The following is a 17,416-nucleotide window of genomic DNA, read 5'->3' on the forward strand; positions in this document are numbered from 1 at the left end:
AGGGTGAATAAGGAACAGAAGATGAAAAACAATGCGCTGTCCGTGATGGTGGCCGAACAAGATGAAAAGCTGGAGTGGGAGCGTCTGGTAGGGCCGCTGTGGGATAACCGCTGGCGGATCGCCGTCGTGACCGGCGTGGCGGGTGCGCTGGGCGTCGCCTACGCCCTGTTGGCTACCCCGGTGTACCAGGCCACGGCGGTGGTGCAGGTGGAGAATCAGCTGTCCGGCGATTCGCTGCTGCGTGAAACGCTGGACAGTTCGCTGGGGCAAAATTCGGCGACGCAGGATGAGGTGACGCTGGTCAAGTCGCGCTACGTGCTCGGCAAAACGGTGGATGCCCTCGGCCTGACGGTGCGCGTCGAACCGGACTATTTCCCGGTATTCGGTAAAGGCTTTGCCCGACTGAGCGGTGAAAAGGCGCCGGTATTGGACATCGCCACGCTGACAACGCCGGCGGACATGCAGGGCGAAGCGCTGACGCTGACGGTGCGCGATGGGCAACATTATGAGCTGAGCCATGACGGCGCCAAATTGTTCAGTGGCGTGGTTGGGCAACCGGTGGCGCAGGGCGAGTGGGGCATGACCGTTTCGGCGCTGGACGCGGCGCCGGGCACCAGTTTCACCGTGGTGAAAGTCGCGCGTCAAGAAGCGGTGGACGATCTGCGTAAATACCTGGGCGTAGTGCCGAGCGGCAAAGACAGCGGCATCATGACGTTTACGCTGCCGAGCGAAGATCCGCAGCGCGCCGAGGCGGTGCTGAAGAACATCACCGATAACTACCTGCAGCAGAACGTGGATCGCAAAACGGAAGAGGCGCAGAGAATGCTGGCCTTCCTGCAGGAGCAGTTGCCGCAAACGCAAACCTCGCTCAACAACGCCGAAACCCAGCTCAACCAGTTCCGCCAGCAAAACGACTCGGTGGATCTGTCGCTGGAAGCCAAATCGGTGCTGGACACGCAGGTACAGCTCGAAGCCCAGCTCAACGAGCTGACCTTCAAAGAGGCGGAGATTTCCAAGCTTTATACCCGCGTGCACCCGGCTTACCGGGCGCTGCTGGAAAAGCGCGCCACGCTGGAGGCGGAAAAGGCGCGGCTCGGCAAACAGGTACAGACGCTGCCGAAAATGCAGCAGGAGATCCTGCGTCTCACCCGCGACGTGCAGGTGGATCAGCAGGTTTACATGCAACTGATGAACAAACAGCAGGAGCTGAGCATCAGCAAGGCCGGCACGGTGGGCAATATTCGCATCGTTGACGAGGCGGAAACCGCTATCCGACCGATTCAGCCGCAAAAGATGCTCATCGTGTTGTTGGCGTTGATATTGGGCGCTGCAGGCACCGCGGCCGTGGTGCTGCTGCGCACGGCCTTCCATCGCGGCATCAATGATATCGATACGCTGGAGAAGCGAGGCATCAACGTCTACGCCACCGTGCCGCTGTCGCCATGGCAGGCGAAACGCAATCGCGAACAACGCCTGCTGTTGCCCAAATCCGGCGGTCGTCGCCTGCCGATCCTGGCGGTGGCCGAGCCGGCGGATCTGTCGGTGGAGGCCATTCGCAGCCTGCGCACCAGCCTGCATTTCGCCATGCTGGAGGCCAAAAACAACATTTTGATGGTCTCCGGTGCCAGCCCGGAAAGCGGCAAGAGTTTTACCAGCACCAACCTGGCGGTGGTGGTGGCGCAGGCCGGGCAGCGGGTGCTGTTGATCGACGCGGATATGCGTAAAGGATTTTTGCATCGTTGGCTATCGGACGACGCTCATCAAGGGCTGTCCGACATGCTGGTGGGCAAAGTGACGACGGAACAGGCGGTGCGGAAAACCGCCATTGCCAATCTGGATTTCGTGCCACGTGGCCAGGTGCCGCCGAACCCGTCCGAGCTGCTGATGCATCGCCGTTTCGCCGATTTCCTGCGCTGGGCCGGGCAAAACTACGATCTGGTGCTGATCGATACGCCGCCGATTCTGGCGGTGACGGACGCGGCCATCGTCGGCAATCACGCCGGTACGTCACTGTTGGTGGTGCGTTTTGAGGTGAACACCGTCAAGCAGATCGAAACCAGCATGCGCCGTTTCGAACAGAATGGCGTGGCGATCAGAGGCGTAATCCTCAACGGCATCGTGAAGAGGGCGGCGACCGACATGAGCTATTACAACTTCGCCTATCCAAGCCATCGGGAAGATCACCGGCAGGCAGAGGAATAAGCGGGTGAAGGCCATTATCACCAACGCCCTGTGGCTGATGCTGGAACGCGTTTCGCTCAGCCTGTCCGGCATCTTCGTCTCCATTTACGTTGCGCGCTATCTGGGGCCCGCCCAGTTTGGCGCTCTCAACTATCTATTGGCGACGATCGCCATCGTGGTGCCGCTGGTGCAGCTGGGCGCCGACAGCATCATTTTCAACCGCGTCGCCCGCCGCCAGCCGAGCGGCATTCGCCTGATGTTGGCTTCGATGCGTTTGCGCCGCCGGCTGTTCCTGGTGGTGGCGCTGCCGATGCTGATATGGAGCTATTTCAGCCAGCCGCCAGCCAGTCAACTGATGACGCTGTTGCTGCTTATCAGCGCCTATTTCTCGATTCAGGACGTGTACAAAATTTATTACGATGCCCGCCTGCAGTCGAAACGCAATACGCTGATCAACAACCTGGCGCTGCTGCTGTCGATCGGGCTGCGGCTGGCGCTGGTGAGCGCCGCGCTGCCGCTGGTGTGGTTCGCGGTACCCTACATCCTCAGCAGCGCCGTACCTTATCTGGCGCGCCTCTGGCTATTCCGTGGGGAAGCTGCGGCCACGCCGCGGGTTACGCCGCGCCAGGCCGGGCGCTATGGCCGTTATTTGCTGAAAGTGGGTCTGCCGTTGGCCATCTCCAGTCTGGCGATAGTGATTTATACCCGCATCGATCAAATCATGCTGGGCAATCTGGTCGGCGAGCAGGCGGTGGGCTGGTTCAGCGCCGCTACCACCCTCAGTCAGGGGTGGGTTTTTGTGCCGATGGCGCTGATCACCTCGTTGATGCCGGGTATTGCCAACTGTCGCGATCCGTTGGAGCAGGAGTACCGCATCCGGGTGCTGTATCTGGTGGTATTGGGCCTGTCGTTGCCGGTGCTGCTGGGGCTGTGGTGGTTCGCCCAGCCGGCTATTGCGCTGCTGTATGGCGCCGCTTTTCAACCGGCCGCCGACATCCTGGCTATTTGTACGCTGACCTCGCTGTTCTCGGTGATGGGGACGGTTTCGTACCGCAGCATCGTGCTGTTCGCCGGTTATCGCTTTATCGCCATCAAGATGCCGTTGGTGGCTCTGATGAACGTGGCGATGAATCTGCTGCTGATCCCGCGTTACGGCCTGACCGGCGCTGCGGTGTCTACGCTACTGGCGGAATTCATTTCATTCTTCGTTCTGAACAGTTTATTCCGTGGCGGGAAAATTACCCGACTGCAGCTGACCTGTTTTTACTGCCTGCCGCGTCTTGTCAGCAAATTAAGGAGAGAGCATGTTAAACACCCTGGTTAAAAGCATTTCCAAGCGCCTGCCCGATGCCTGGCACCATCAGGTTAAATACGCGCTCTATTTCAAAAAACTGCCGCACTTGTCAAAACCGACCGGCTTCAGCGAAAAGATCATGCGCCGCAAAATTTATCCGCGCAGCATCTACACCACCTTGTCGGACAAATACAAGGTCCGTGAATTTATTGCCGGCCTGTGGGGCGAAGAGTATCTGGTGGAGCTGTATGCGCATGGCACTGAACTCAGCTACGACACGTTCAGGCAGTTGCCCGACGCCTTCGTGCTTAAGGCCAACCATGGCAGCGGCTATAACCGGTTGGTGTTCGACAAGCAACAGGTTAGCTACGCGGAATTGTACGATCTCAGCAGTGCGTGGATGCGCAGCAACTTTTACGAGCAGAGTCGCGAAAAGCATTATCTGGACATCGAACCCTGCATCATGGTGGAACGCATGTTGCTGGATGGTGAGCAGGTGCCGAACGATATCAAGTTTCATTGTTTCAACGATAACCATGAAATTCGCATGTTCATCCAGGTGGATTACCAGCGTTTTGGCACCCATCGGCGCGACATTTTTGATATCGACTGGAACCGCACCGAAATCCGCATCAGCTTGCCGAATGCCGACGAACCGATGCCGCGGCCTACGCGGCTGGAAGAAATGACGCGCTTGGCTCGCCAGGTTGCGCAGCAGTTCTCTTATGTCCGCGTGGATTTCTACCAGGTCGGTGAGAAGGTCTATTTCGGTGAATTGACGTTTACGCCTGGTGCGGGGTTAAGCAAGCTTAAGCCGGAAAACATCGAGCAGGAATGGGGCAGTTATTTTACTGAGTAAACGCTTATGCAGAGAGTCGCCTCCAATTTTCACATGCATGCCAATGTCGGTTATAATCAGTCGCGGGATTTGGTCAATCAATCAATCATATTGACCTTCCTGTTGATCTTTTTCGTGAAAACTTTCCTGACCTCGGGATCGTTCAACAGCGAGCTGATTAATAAAACCGTGACGGGGCTTAATGCCCTGATGTTGCTCTATGTCGGTTATGCATTTTTCATCGCTACGATGGCGGAAAAAGCGGTTGCGGGTTTTTTGGTTCTGCTGTTTCTGGTTAATATCGCCACCGGACATGGTGATTACCTTTTTGGCGCGGTATTCAGCTCGGCGGTGATAATTTTATTCCGCCGCATCGAGATGGTGCGCGGCGCTGAAATGTTCGCTATCGCTTTTGTGGTTGCCGGGCTGTTGATGGTTGTCCCCTATACCTTTTACACCGAGGGATTTGTTTACCTTGATGAGCGCTATGGCAACAGATTAACGCTGGGTTTCGATAACCCGAACACCTTGGCGTATTACTCTTTTGCCTTGTTCGCCATGCTGCTGTGCCTGATCGACCATGCGAAATTAACGCGTGGAATGAAAAATATCGCCTCACTGGCGGTGTCGGCGTTAATTATCCCGGTGCTGATGTATTCCTATTCCCGCACCTGTTTTATGTTGGCGCTGTTGATGTTGTTGCTGTTTTGGCTGGCGCCGCTGCTGCGTTTTACCCCCAATAGAAAAGTCTGCATTGCGCTGACGTTGGCCATCATAGGCTTTCAGTTCGCCAGCGTTATACGCTGGGGGAACAATCCGGCATTGGACGCGCTGTTGAACCAGGCGTTGACCGGGCGCATTTGGTTCTCCTGGCAGATGTTTCAGGCGGTGGGGCTACCCAATCCGCTGTTCGGCATGAATATCGAACCCTATAAGCCGGTCGATTTTTTCTTCATCGCCATGTTTTATTCGGCTGGTGGGATCGCCTCTGTTGTCATGCTTTTTTGTTATTTTCACCTGTTGGGGAATATGTGCAGGCTGAGTCGATTCATGCGCTGGGTAGTGGTGGTTTTCCTGCTGACAACTTTTACGGAAACCTATTTTTTGGTCCCGGTATTTAACGTGTCGTTATTGCTGCTTTGCCGTGGAAAAGAAATGATAAATTCTAAGTTGGAGGGTTAAGAAATGGATTTCTCGATCGTGATTCCTATTTATAATAGTGCGCGTTACCTGCCTAAAACTCTGAAGCGGATTTTCAACGCTTGCCAAGGGTTCGACTATCAGGTGATTTTGGTTGATGATTGCTCTGACGAGGATGACATCAAATATATTCGCCAGATAGCGGCGACTAATAGCAACGTGATGCTGCATGAGAAAAAACAGAAGAGCAATGCGGCGGTATCGCGCAACCTGGGTGCCAATTTAGCGCAATCGGAGATCGTGTTTTTTCTCGATTCGGATGATTACTTCACTACCAACTATATTATTCGCCGCATGAAGAAGCATGAAGATCGCCATATTGATATTATCTTCGGTAATTATGCAGAGGTGAGCGGCGATTCGGTACGCGACTTCAACTTCCACTACAAATCCGGTTCTTCCGGCGAGGATTTTCTTTTTCTGGAAATGGGCGATATTCGGTCATCCACCATCAGCATGCGTAAAAAAAGCGATCGCCGCTTTTTATTTCCCGAGTTTCTCAACAAACATCAGGATTGGGGCTTTCTGGTCAACGCCACCAATTTGGGCGCGCAGGTGGCGCATGACGCCGGCGGCGGGGTGTTTCTCGACGTGGGGCGCTACGGACGCATGACGGCGAAGCTTAACCTGGAGGCCAGCGACCGCTTTATCAATACCTTCCTCAGCCCCAGCGATCGCCATATCAGCGGATTCGCCTGCAAGCACCTGCTGGCCTCGCTGTATTCGGAAAACGCCCAGGCGTTCAATTATTACTCGTCGCGCATCGTGCGGCACAGCCTGAGCGGCAAGTTCAAGATGATCAAATGGTATGGCGATTGTCTGACGCGGCTGGGGTTGTTCTCGGTTGGCGGCCGGCTGTTGCGCAATGTGCGCCAGGGATTCAGGAGATGATATGCAAGCACGCAAGGTAATCATCGTCATCGAAAATATGGCGGGCAAGGGCGGCACTGAACGGGTCGCCAGCGGTTTGGCCAATGCGCTGGCGCGTCTGCCGAATTACGAGGTGGCGGTGTTTTCGCTGTGTGGCGAACGGAGCTTCTTTCCGCTGGCGAGCAACGTCCGGCTACGCTGTGGCGGCGGCGATTCGCTGTTCTGGCCATGGCGGCTGGCGTTGGCACTGCGGCGTGAACGCGCGGATGTGATCATTACCGTTTCCATGGGAAAACTGTCGGTGGTGATGACGCCTTTTCTACGTTTGTTCTGTGCCCGCAGCCGGCTGTTATTGAGCGAACACGTCAGCTTTCACCAGTATCCGCGCGTATTTAAGTGGTTGAAGTTGTTGGTTTACCGGTTGAGCGATCGCGTGATTTTCCTGACGCGGCAAGATAGCGACGCCATCGCTCGCTGGGTGGGCGCCGGGAAATGCCGGGTGATCGAGAACGTTTCGCCGTTCGGCGCACAGGCGCCGACGCCGGCGCTGCAGGAAAAGGTGGCGCTGGCGGTGGGGCGGTTGAGCAATCAGAAAGGCTTCGATCGTCTGATCGCGCTGTGGCGAGGGGTGGCGGCGCAGATGCCGGATTGGCGGCTGTTGATTATTGGCGACGGCCCTGAGCGCGACGCACTGCGGCGGCAGATTGAAGGCGCCGGGCTGGAGCGGCAGGTGAGCCTGCTGCCGGCCACCGCCGACGTGGCGGCCTATTATCGCCAGGCCAGCCTGTACGTGATGACGTCGCGCTATGAGGGGTTGCCGATGGTGCTGATCGAAGCCATGAGTTTCGGCCTGCCGCTGGTGGCCTACGACTGCAAGACCGGCCCGGCCGAGCTGATAGACAACGGCGTCAACGGCTATCTGGTGCCCGATGACGATGCCGCCGCCTTCAGCGAAGGCGTGCTCGAACTGATGCGCGATCCGGCTCTGCGCGATCGCTTTTCTGTCGCTGCGCTTGATAAGTCTCGCCGTTTTTCTCCCGAACGTATTTATCCCCAGTGGCAACAGCTCATTGAGTGAGGACCGAATGGAAAAGATATCCGTGATAATGCCCGCTTACAACGCGGCAAACTCAATCAAAGAATCGATTCTTGGTGTGCTGAACCAGCAATTTACCGACTATCACCTGTATGTGATCGATGATGCCTCCACCGACAACACCGCCGAGGTGGTGCGGCCGTTTATCCACGATCGCCTCACCTATATACGCAATGAGCATAACCAGGGCGTGGCGGAAACGCGCAACATCGGCATTGAGGCGGCGAGCGGGGATTATATCGCCTTCTGCGACAGTGATGACGTATGGCTCCCCAACAAGCTGTCGCGCCAGGCGAGCATTTTGCAAACCCGCCGCTATGACGTGGTGTGTTCCCATTATTACACCTTCGAAGACGATCTGAAGTTGATCAAAAACACCCGTGGTGCGGATGAGCTTATCGGCTATCAGGACATGTTGAAAAGCAACTGGATCGGCAATCTCACCGGCATCTATAACCAGAAGCGCATCGGTAAGGTGTATCAGCAAAAAGTGGGGCATGAGGACTATTTGATGTGGCTGGCGGTGCTGCAGAAGGCGCGTAACGGCCTGGCCTACTGTATTCCCGAACCGCTGGCCTGTTACCGATTGTCTACCCATTCGCTGTCGGGCAACAAAATCCGCGCTGCGGACTGGCAATGGCGGATTTACCGTCAGCATTTGGGGCTGTCGTACCAGAAATCCTGCTATTTGTTCGCCACCTATCTGTTCAATGCCGTAGTGAAAAGGAAATGACCATGAGGGGGATGTATCGGCGGGCGGCTCTGGGCTGTTGCGCCTTGTGGGGCGCAGCGGCTCTGGCGCAGAACTGCCAACCCAATCTGTTGACCAACCCCGGCTTTGAGCAGGGGCTCAGCGGCTGGCGAGCGCAGGGCGCGCAGGCCGACGGCGATACGCACAGTGGCAGGGGGAGTCTGCGTTATGACAATGCAGATGTAGCGCAATACCGTACCTTCAACCAGGCGCTGCAGGTTGTGCCCGGACAGACGATAGATTTCGGCGTCTGGCTCAAGACTCGCGGCGTACGCGGGCAAAGCCGCGACGGCGGCGCTGGGGTTTATCTGCAGAGCTTTGATGCGCAGGGGCGCTTTCTGGAAGGCAGCTATCCGGCTGGGGTGACCGGCGACAGCGGCTGGCGGCAGGTGAACGCCAGCTATACCGTGCCGCCTCAGGCGGCGCGAATCACTTTTGGCGTTTATCTGCGTAAGGGGAGCACCGGTACCGCCTGGTTTGACGACGCCTATGCCTGTGCTCGAGCGTCTATGCCGGCGTTGTATCAGCTCGGCGCGTCGGCGCAGGGGAAAGTTGACACGCTGGTCGTCACTTCGCAACCGCAGCATTTGCAGGTCGACAGCGAATTGCTCAATGCCGAGGGGCAGGTTGTTCACAGTAGCCGCGACCGTTATCAGGTTGAAGGACAACGCCGTATCGAATACCAACCGCCGGCCGGCCTGGCCCAGGGTGAATACCGCCTGCGTCAGCAGGTTACCGGTCCACAATCCCGCCAGGCTCAGGGCAGCGAGCTGTCTTTTCGCGTCGGGCAGCCTGCGGCCAAAGTGGCGATCGACAGCGAAGGTTTTACCCTGCGCGACGGTCAACGGCTTTTCCCGTTGGGCATTTACGCCAACGTGGCTACCGATGAGCATTTGGCGCGCATCGCCTCGGCGGGATTCAACACGGTGCTGAACTATGATTACGGGGAAAAGAAAGATCCATACGCCTTTTTCCGCAACGCACGCAAGCGCGGGCTGTTGGTCATTTACTCCGTCAAAGATCAGTACCGCGGCAGCCGCTTCGCGCCGGCCGTCCGCGGTGGCGACTACGCGGCGCTGACTGCCTGGTACGTGCAGCGTTTGCGCTCTCAGCCCAACCTGCTTGCCTGGTACATCAACGATGAGCTGGGGCCGGAATATCTCGATAAAATCGAGGAAAAAAACCTGCAAATAAAGCGACTTGACGGCGATCATCCGACTTTCCAGGTGCTGAACAAAACCGGGGAGTTGGACGCTCACTTCAACAGCAGCGACATTTTGGCGACCGACCCTTATCCGGTGGGGAACGATAGCGATCTGACGCGCACCACGCGTTATACCGCACTGACGGTGCAGGCCGCCCGCCAGGCACGCGGGGCCTGGGTGGTGATGCAAATCATGGATCACGCCGCTTATGACGCCCGCCGCAAGCCACATCCGCCGTCAGAGGCGGAAATTCGCAATCAGGCCTGGCAGGCGCTGATCGGCGGCGCCAAGGGGCTGTTGTTTTATTCTTATACCGATCTGTTTTATAAGCGTAAAACCGGCCGCTTCGACCAACGGGAGTTTGACGCCACCTGGCGTGGCGTGGCTGCCGTGTCGCAGCAAATCGCCGCCTTCACCCCTTATCTGCTGACGGGAAAATCAACGCCGCTGGCGGGAAGCGACCCGCAAATGCCGGCGCGGATGTTTATTCTGGGCGATCGCGCCTTGCTGCTGGTAGCCAATCCTTACTATCGGGAGGGAAGCACCCGCTTGCGCCTTCCGGCAGGTTGGCGGCAGCAGGGAGAGGGCACGGAGGTCAAGCTGACGTTGCCCGCCGTGGGTACCGCGACGCTGTGGCTTCAACGCTGAAAGCGACGAGTCAGCATCACGCGGGAGGTTTCTCCCGCGTGAGATTGATGACAAACCTTATACCCTTGCCGGGTTGGCAGAGAGCACCAAATAAAAAACAAGGAAAATCAATTTATTGATTTTCGGCCGCTCACCACAAAGGGGGAAAAACCACGCTTTTTCCCCCTTTGTCAACAGTCTGACGCGGGAGGTTTCTCCCGCGTCCTACCCCCAAATACCTCGCCTTGCCTCCCGCCTGCCCACCTTTATCTCTATATTCTGTTTTACTCGTTTTAATTCAATCAATTAACTTAATCTTTCACACCTATACTTTGGTGGTATTTCTCAGCCGACGCGCGCGGCGCCTCCCGCTTTCTCTTGATCGCAATCAATTTGCCGCCGGTTGGCCGTCAGTAGGCTGGCGGCAGATTGAGCATGTCTTCTTATAACGACAAGAGCCTTCAGGAGCATTCCGGATGAGCAAATTTTTAGACCGTTTCCGCTATTTCAAGCAGTTGGCGGAGCCTTTTTCTGGCGATCACGGCCAGACCTTGAACACCAACCGCGACTGGGAAGACGGCTACCGCAGCCGTTGGCAGCACGACAAAGTGGTGCGTTCCACCCACGGCGTGAACTGCACCGGTTCCTGCAGTTGGAAGATTTACGTGAAGAATGGTCTGGTGACCTGGGAAACCCAGCAAACCGACTATCCGCGCACCCGGCCCGATCTGCCCAACCATGAACCGCGCGGCTGCCCGCGCGGCGCCAGCTACTCCTGGTACCTTTACAGCGCCAACCGGCTGAAATACCCGCTGATGCGCAAGCGCCTGCTCAAGCTGTGGCGCGAAGCGAAAGCGCAGCACAGCGATCCGGTCGAAGCCTGGGGCTCTATCGTCGGCGATGCGGAAAAAGCCAAAAGCTACAAGGTGGCGCGCGGCCGCGGCGGTTTCGTCCGCTCCAGCTGGCAGGAGGTCAATGAACTGATCGCCGCCTCCAACGTCTATACCGCCAAAACCTTCGGCCCGGACCGCATTATCGGCTTCTCGCCGATCCCGGCGATGTCGATGGTGTCCTACGCCGCCGGCGCCCGCTACCTGTCGCTGATCGGCGGCGCCTGCCTGAGCTTCTACGACTGGTATTGCGATCTGCCGCCGGCTTCGCCGATGACCTGGGGCGAGCAGACCGACGTGCCGGAGTCTGCCGACTGGTATAACTCTTCTTACATTATCGCCTGGGGCTCCAACGTGCCGCAAACGCGTACCCCGGACGCCCACTTCTTTACCGAAGTGCGTTACAAGGGCACCAAAACCGTGGCGGTGACGCCGGACTATGCCGAAGTCGCCAAGCTGTGCGACCACTGGCTGAATCCGAAGCAGGGCACCGACAGCGCGATGGCGCTGGCGATGGGCCACGTGATGCTGAAAGAGTTCCATCTCGATCGCGAAGTCGGCTACTTCCGCGACTATGTGCGTCGTTATACCGACATGCCGATGCTGGTGCTGCTGGAGCCGCGTGAAGGCGGCCACTACGCCGCCGGTCGCCTGCTGCGCGCCGCCGATCTGGTGGACGGATTGGGCCAGGAAAACAATCCCGAATGGAAAACCGTCGCTATCGACAGCCGCAGCGGCGAGCTGGTGGCGCCGCAGGGCTCCATCGGTTTCCGCTGGGGCGAGAAGGGCAAGTGGAACCTGGAACAGCGCGAAGGCAAGGCGCAACAGGAAGTCGAGCTGCAGCTCAGCCTGTTGGGCAGGCATGACGACGTCGCCGAGGTGGGTTTCCCGTACTTCGGCGGCGCCGACAGCGAGCATTTCAACAGCGTGGCGCTGGACGAGATCCTGCTGCACAAGCTGCCGGTGAAACGCCTGCAGTTGGCGGACGGCAGCGAAGCGCTGGTGACCAGCGTGTACGATCTGACGTTGGCAAACTACGGCCTGGAGCGCGGACTGGGCGACGCCAACTGCGCCGCCGACTATGACGAGGTCAAGGCTTACAGCCCGGCCTGGGCTGAGCAGATCACCGGCGTATCGCGCCACAACATCATCCGCATTGCCCGCGAATTCGCGCAAAACGCCGAGAAGACCCACGGCCGTTCGATGATCATCGTCGGCGCCGGCGTCAACCACTGGTATCACATGGACATGACCTACCGCGGCCTGATCAATATGCTGATCTTCTGCGGTTGCGTCGGCCAGAGCGGTGGCGGCTGGGCGCACTACGTCGGCCAGGAAAAACTGCGGCCGCAAACCGGCTGGCTGCCGCTGGCGTTCGGCCTCGACTGGCAACGCCCGCCGCGCCACATGAACAGCACCTCGTTCTTCTACAACCATTCCAGCCAATGGCGTTATGAAACCGTCGGCGCCGATGAGCTGCTGTCGCCGCTGGCGGACAAGTCGCGCTTCGGCGGCAGCCTGATCGACTTCAACGTGCGCGCCGAGCGCATGGGTTGGCTGCCGTCGGCGCCGCAGCTGGGCGCTAACCCGCTGCGCCTGGCGGAGCAGGCCCGCGCGGCCGGTCAGTCGCCGGTCGAATTTACCGTCGACAGCCTGAAAAACGGCTCGCTGGGCTTTGCCGCCGAGCAGCCGGACAATCCGCAGAACTTCCCGCGCAACCTGTTCGTCTGGCGCTCCAACCTGCTAGGCTCTTCCGGCAAGGGTCATGAGTACATGCTCAAATACCTGTTGGGCACCGAAAACGGCATTCAGGGCAAAGATCTCGGCCAGCAGGGCGGCGTGAAGCCGCAGGAAGTGGAATGGCGCGAGCAGGGCGGCGAAGGCAAGCTGGATCTGGTGGTGACGCTCGATTTCCGCATGTCGAGCACCTGCCTGTATTCCGACGTGGTGCTGCCGACCGCCACCTGGTACGAAAAAGACGACATGAACACCTCCGACATGCACCCGTTCATTCATCCGCTGTCGGCGGCGGTCGATCCGGCCTGGGACTCGAAGAGCGACTGGGAGATCTACAAGGGCATCGCCAAAGCCTTCTCCGAGGCGTGCGTCGGCCATCTGGGTCAGGAAACCGACGTGGTGACCCTGCCTATTCAGCACGACTCCGCCGCCGAGCTGGCGCAGCCTTACGGCGTGCAGGACTGGAAGAAAGGCGAGTGCGAACTGATCCCCGGCAAAACCGCGCCGCACATCATTGCGGTGGAGCGCGATTACCCGGCCACCTACGAGCGTTTTACCTCCTTGGGGCCGTTGCTGGACAAACTGGGCAACGGCGGCAAGGGCATCAGCTGGAACACCCAGACCGAGGTCGATTTCCTCAAGCAGCTTAACTACGTCAAGGCCGACGGCCCGGCGGTGGGGCGGCCGAAGATCGAGAGCGCGATAGACGCGGCGGAAGTGATCCTGTCGCTGGCGCCGGAAACCAACGGCCAGGTGGCGGTGAAAGCCTGGGAAGCCCTGAGCAACGTCACCGGCCGCGATCACCGACATCTGGCGCTGAACAAGGAAGACGAGAAAATTCGCTTCCGCGACATTCAGGCGCAGCCGCGCAAAATCATCTCCAGCCCAACCTGGTCCGGCCTGGAAGACGAACACGTCTCCTATAACGCCTGCTACACCAACGTGCACGAGCTGATCCCGTGGCGCACGCTCAGCGGCCGCCAGCAGCTGTATCAGGACCACGAGTGGATGCGCGCCTTCGGCGAAAGCCTGCTGGCGTACAGGCCGCCGATCGACACCCGCGCCGCCCAGCCGCTGCTCAACAGCAAGCCGAACGGCAACAAGGAGAAGGCGCTGAACTTCCTGACGCCGCACCAGAAGTGGGGTATCCACTCCACCTACAGCGACAACCTGCTGATGCTGACGCTGTCGCGTGGCGGGCCGATCGTCTGGCTGAGCGAAGACGACGCCAAAGATCTGGGCATCGCGGACAACGACTGGATCGAGGCCTTCAACGCCAACGGCGCGCTGACGGCGCGCGCGGTGGTCAGCCAGCGTATCCCGGCCGGCATGACCATGATGTACCACGCACAGGAGCGCATCGTGAATCTGCCGGGCTCGGAGATCACCAGCCAACGCGGCGGCATCCACAACTCGGTGACCCGCGCCTGTCCGAAGCCGACCCACATGATCGGCGGCTATGCGCAGTTGGCCTACGGCTTTAACTACTACGGCACCGTCGGCTCCAACCGCGACGAGTTCGTGGTGGTGCGCAAGATGAACCGTATTGATTGGTTGGACGATGAAGGCAACGACTACGCGCAGGGCAGTCAGCAGGAGAACCACAAATGAAAATTCGTTCGCAAGTCGGCATGGTGCTGAATCTGGACAAGTGCATCGGTTGCCACACCTGTTCGGTCACCTGCAAGAACGTCTGGACCAGCCGCGAAGGCATGGAATACGCCTGGTTCAACAACGTGGAAAGCAAACCCGGCGTCGGCTATCCGCACGCCTGGGAAGATCAGGCAAAATGGAAGGGCGGCTGGATCCGTAAAATCAACGGCAAGCTGGAGCCGCGCATGGGCAGCCGCGTCGGCGTGCTGGCGAAAATCTTCGCCAACCCGGATGTGCCGGCGCTGGACGACTACTACGAGCCGTTCGATTACGACTACCAGCATCTGCACACCGCCAAACAGGGCAAGCACCAGCCGGTGGCGCGCCCGCGCTCGCTGATCACCGGCCAGCGCATGAACAAGATCGAAAGCGGCCCGAACTGGGAGGAGATCCTCGGCGGGGAATTTGAAAAACGTTCGCAGGACAAAAACTTCGAGAACCTGCAGAAGGCGATGTACGGCCAGTTCGAAAACACCTTCATGATGTACCTGCCGCGCCTGTGCGAGCACTGCCTCAACCCGGCCTGCGTCGCCACCTGCCCGAGCGGGGCGATCTACAAGCGCGGCGAAGACGGCATCGTGCTGATCGACCAGGACAAGTGCCGCGGCTGGCGCATGTGCCTGACCGGCTGCCCGTACAAGAAAATCTACTTCAACTGGAAGAGCGGCAAGTCCGAGAAGTGCATCTTCTGCTACCCGCGCATCGAAGCCGGGCAGCCGACGGTGTGTTCGGAGACCTGCGTCGGCCGCATCCGCTATCTCGGCGTGCTGTTGTACGACGCCGATCGCATCGAGCAGGCGGCGGCGGTGGAGAACGACAAGGATCTGTACCAGAGCCAGCTCGATATCTTCCTCGATCCGCATGATCCGAAGGTGATTGCTCAGGCGCTGGCGGACGGCGTGCCGCAGGGCGTCATTGAAGCCGCTCAGCAGTCGCCGGTGTACAAAATGGCGATGGACTGGAAGCTGGCGCTGCCGCTGCATCCGGAATACCGCACGCTGCCGATGGTGTGGTACGTGCCGCCATTGTCGCCGATTCAGTCTGCCGCCGACGCCGGCGAGCTGGCGCACAGCGGCGTATTGCCGGACGTCGAGAGCCTGCGCATCCCGGTGCAGTATCTGGCGAACCTGCTGACCGCCGGCGATACCGAACCGGTACTGTTGGCGCTGAAGCGCATGCTGGCGATGCGCCATTACAAACGGGCGGAAACCGTCGACGGCGTGGTGGACACCAGCGCGCTGGAGCAGGTCGGTCTGAGCGAAGCGCAGGCGCAGGAAATGTATCGCTACCTGGCGATCGCCAACTATGAAGATCGCTTCGTGGTGCCGTCGAGCCACCGCGAGCTGGCGCGTGAAGCCTTCCCGGAAAGCAAAGGCTGTGGCTTCAGCTTCGGCGACGGTTGCCACGGCAGCGACGGCAAGTTCAACCTGTTCAACAGCCGCCGTATCGACGCCATCGACGTGAGCGCGAGAAGCGCGCGGCCGGAGGACGCCTCATGATCAGCCTGAAAGTGATCGCCCGCCTGCTGGATTACCCGGAGCAGGCGCTGTTTGACCATCAGCAGGCGCTGATCGAAGCATTGGAGCCGGCCAGCGAGCTGGATCTGCACCACAGCGCGCAGCTGATTCTGTTTATCCGCCGCCTGTGCGCGCGCCCGTTGCTGGACGCGCAGGCCGATTATTGCGAACTGTTCGATCGCGGCCGCGCCACCTCGCTGCTGCTGTTTGAACACGTGCACGGCGAATCGCGCGATCGCGGCCAGGCGATGGTTGACCTGATGGCGCAGTACCGCGCCGCCGGGCTGGAGATCGACAGCCGCGAGCTGCCGGATTTCCTGCCGCTGTACCTGGAGTATTTGGCCAGCCGCAACGCGGCGCAGGCGCGCGAAGGGCTGCAGGACATCGCGCCGATCCTGGCGCTGCTGGGCGCGCGTCTGCAGCAGCGTGAAAGCCCGTATGCGGTGCTGTTCGATTTGCTGCTGGCGTTGTCCGGCAGCGAGGTGCAGGCGCAGGCGCTGGAGACGCAGGTCGCGCAAGAGGCGCGCGACGATACGCCGCAGGCGCTGGATGCGGTGTGGGAAGAGGAGCAGGTCAAGTTTCTCGGTGAACAGGGCTGCGCTTCCGCCCAGCAGACGGCGCACCAGCGGCGCTTCGCCGGCGCGGTGGCGCCACAGTATCTGGATCTGACGGATGCGTTAACCGGAACCAAAGGACGCTAATCATGCAATTTTTGAATCAGTTCTTCTTCGACATCTACCCTTATCTGGCCGGCGCGGTGTTCCTGATCGGCAGCTGGCTGCGCTACGACTACGGGCAATACAGCTGGCGCGCCGGCTCCAGCCAGATGCTGGATAAAAAAGGCATGCGGCTGGCGTCCAACCTGTTCCACATCGGCATTATCGGCATCTTCGCGGGCCATTTCCTCGGCATGCTGACGCCGCACTGGATGTATGAGGCCTTTCTGCCGATCGACGTGAAGCAAAAGCTGGCGATGATCGCCGGCGGCGCCTGCGGCCTGATGACGTTGATCGGCGGCGCGCTGTTGCTGAAGCGCCGGTTGACCAACCCGCGGGTGCGCGCCACCAGCAGCTTCGCCGACATCCTGATCCTGACGTTGCTGGTGGTGCAGGTGTGTCTCGGCCTGCTGACCATTCCGTTCTCCGCCCAGCATATGGACGGCAGCGAAATGATGAAGCTGGTGGCCTGGGCACAGGCGGTCGTGACCTTCCACGCCGGCGCCTCTGCGCACCTGGAAGGGGTGGCGCTTATCTTCAAGCTGCACATGGTGCTGGGCATGACGCTGTTCGTGCTGTTCCCGTTCTGCCGCCTGGTGCATATCTGGAGTGCGCCGGTAGAGTACCTGACCCGCCGTTACCAGCTGGTGCGCAACCGCCGCTGAGCCTGACCCCGCCGCCGCCGATCGCCAGCGGCGGCGCTATTCCGATAATTCCCCCGCCGTCTGCCCATTCTCGTCACCTTGTCGTAAACTCACTATCTCAGTTATGTTACGTTTATGCTTCCGCCGACGGACGTCGGCCTGTGGTAGCCGATAACAAGAGATACCGCCTTGATGAA

12 protein-coding genes are annotated in these 17,416 nt (G+C 59.3%); all 12 read left to right on the top strand.

Going from position 1 to position 17,416, the window contains the following annotated elements; translation table 11 throughout:
* The first annotated feature begins 21 nt into the window (after window positions 1-21).
* The 12 genes from JL05_RS14290 to narI all read left to right on the top strand — a co-directional run bounded on the left by JL05_RS14290 (window position 22) and on the right by narI (window position 17,240).
* Entirely contained in the window at window positions 22-2,202 is a 2,181-nt protein-coding gene (locus tag JL05_RS14290; RefSeq protein WP_033632787.1) for a polysaccharide biosynthesis tyrosine autokinase, read from the top strand.
* Window positions 2,203-2,206: 4 nt separating this feature from the next.
* Window positions 2,207-3,505 carry a flippase gene (locus tag JL05_RS14295; RefSeq protein WP_033632789.1) on the top strand — a complete coding sequence of 433 codons (1,299 nt, stop codon included), beginning with the start codon at window positions 2,207-2,209 and terminating at the stop codon, window positions 3,503-3,505.
* Complete coding sequence (locus tag JL05_RS14300) at window positions 3,486-4,334, top strand: ATP-grasp fold amidoligase family protein (protein WP_004934663.1); 849 nt, start codon at window positions 3,486-3,488, stop codon at window positions 4,332-4,334. The genes JL05_RS14295 and JL05_RS14300 overlap by 20 nt, the downstream gene beginning before the upstream one ends.
* Before the next feature lie 6 nt (window positions 4,335-4,340).
* Complete coding sequence (locus tag JL05_RS14305; protein WP_033632790.1) at window positions 4,341-5,495, top strand: hypothetical protein; 1,155 nt, start codon at window positions 4,341-4,343, stop codon at window positions 5,493-5,495.
* Window positions 5,496-5,498: 3 nt separating this feature from the next.
* Window positions 5,499-6,404: a glycosyltransferase family 2 protein gene (locus JL05_RS14310; RefSeq protein ID WP_004934661.1), complete on the top strand. Its 906-nt coding sequence runs from the start codon at window positions 5,499-5,501 to the stop codon at window positions 6,402-6,404.
* Between the two features lies 1 nt (window position 6,405).
* Window positions 6,406-7,461 (top strand): glycosyltransferase family 4 protein, encoded by a 1,056-nt coding sequence (locus tag JL05_RS14315; protein ID WP_033632792.1) that lies wholly within the window; start codon window positions 6,406-6,408, stop codon window positions 7,459-7,461.
* A gap of 7 nt (window positions 7,462-7,468) precedes the next feature.
* Window positions 7,469-8,212: a glycosyltransferase family 2 protein gene (locus JL05_RS14320; RefSeq protein WP_015378195.1), complete on the top strand. Its 744-nt coding sequence runs from the start codon at window positions 7,469-7,471 to the stop codon at window positions 8,210-8,212.
* A gap of 11 nt (window positions 8,213-8,223) precedes the next feature.
* Window positions 8,224-10,083: a carbohydrate binding domain-containing protein gene (locus JL05_RS14325; RefSeq protein ID WP_033632793.1), complete on the top strand. Its 1,860-nt coding sequence runs from the start codon at window positions 8,224-8,226 to the stop codon at window positions 10,081-10,083.
* A gap of 455 nt (window positions 10,084-10,538) precedes the next feature.
* Complete coding sequence (locus JL05_RS14330) at window positions 10,539-14,300, top strand: nitrate reductase subunit alpha (RefSeq protein ID WP_033632794.1); 3,762 nt, start codon at window positions 10,539-10,541, stop codon at window positions 14,298-14,300.
* Window positions 14,297-15,841, top strand: a complete 1,545-nt coding sequence (narH, locus tag JL05_RS14335) for a nitrate reductase subunit beta (RefSeq protein ID WP_033632795.1) — start codon at window positions 14,297-14,299, stop codon at window positions 15,839-15,841. Before JL05_RS14330 ends, narH begins: the two co-directional genes overlap by 4 nt.
* Window positions 15,838-16,560, top strand: coding sequence for a nitrate reductase molybdenum cofactor assembly chaperone (gene narJ, locus JL05_RS14340; RefSeq protein WP_004934644.1), 723 nt, complete (start codon window positions 15,838-15,840; stop codon window positions 16,558-16,560). The genes narH and narJ overlap by 4 nt, the downstream gene beginning before the upstream one ends.
* 2 nt (window positions 16,561-16,562) lie before the next feature.
* On the top strand, window positions 16,563-17,240 hold the full coding sequence (gene narI, locus JL05_RS14345) for a respiratory nitrate reductase subunit gamma (RefSeq protein WP_004934642.1): 678 nt from the start codon (window positions 16,563-16,565) through the stop codon (window positions 17,238-17,240).
* The last annotated feature ends 176 nt before the right edge of the window (window positions 17,241-17,416 follow it).

Origin of the sequence: Serratia nematodiphila DZ0503SBS1, assembly GCF_000738675.1 — a bacterium.
Taxonomy (GTDB): domain Bacteria; phylum Pseudomonadota; class Gammaproteobacteria; order Enterobacterales; family Enterobacteriaceae; genus Serratia; species Serratia nematodiphila.

Coding starts and splice junctions, on each gene's coding strand:
- JL05_RS14290 (WP_033632787.1), top strand. CDS start 22: ATGAAAAACAATGCGCTGTCCGTGATGGTGGCCGAACAAGATGAAAAG.
- JL05_RS14300 (WP_004934663.1), top strand. CDS start 3,486: ATGTTAAACACCCTGGTTAAAAGCATTTCCAAGCGCCTGCCCGATGCC.
- JL05_RS14305 (WP_033632790.1), top strand. CDS start 4,341: ATGCAGAGAGTCGCCTCCAATTTTCACATGCATGCCAATGTCGGTTAT.
- JL05_RS14310 (WP_004934661.1), top strand. CDS start 5,499: ATGGATTTCTCGATCGTGATTCCTATTTATAATAGTGCGCGTTACCTG.
- JL05_RS14315 (WP_033632792.1), top strand. CDS start 6,406: ATGCAAGCACGCAAGGTAATCATCGTCATCGAAAATATGGCGGGCAAG.
- JL05_RS14320 (WP_015378195.1), top strand. CDS start 7,469: ATGGAAAAGATATCCGTGATAATGCCCGCTTACAACGCGGCAAACTCA.
- JL05_RS14325 (WP_033632793.1), top strand. CDS start 8,224: ATGTATCGGCGGGCGGCTCTGGGCTGTTGCGCCTTGTGGGGCGCAGCG.
- JL05_RS14330 (WP_033632794.1), top strand. CDS start 10,539: ATGAGCAAATTTTTAGACCGTTTCCGCTATTTCAAGCAGTTGGCGGAG.
- narH (WP_033632795.1), top strand. CDS start 14,297: ATGAAAATTCGTTCGCAAGTCGGCATGGTGCTGAATCTGGACAAGTGC.
- narJ (WP_004934644.1), top strand. CDS start 15,838: ATGATCAGCCTGAAAGTGATCGCCCGCCTGCTGGATTACCCGGAGCAG.
- narI (WP_004934642.1), top strand. CDS start 16,563: ATGCAATTTTTGAATCAGTTCTTCTTCGACATCTACCCTTATCTGGCC.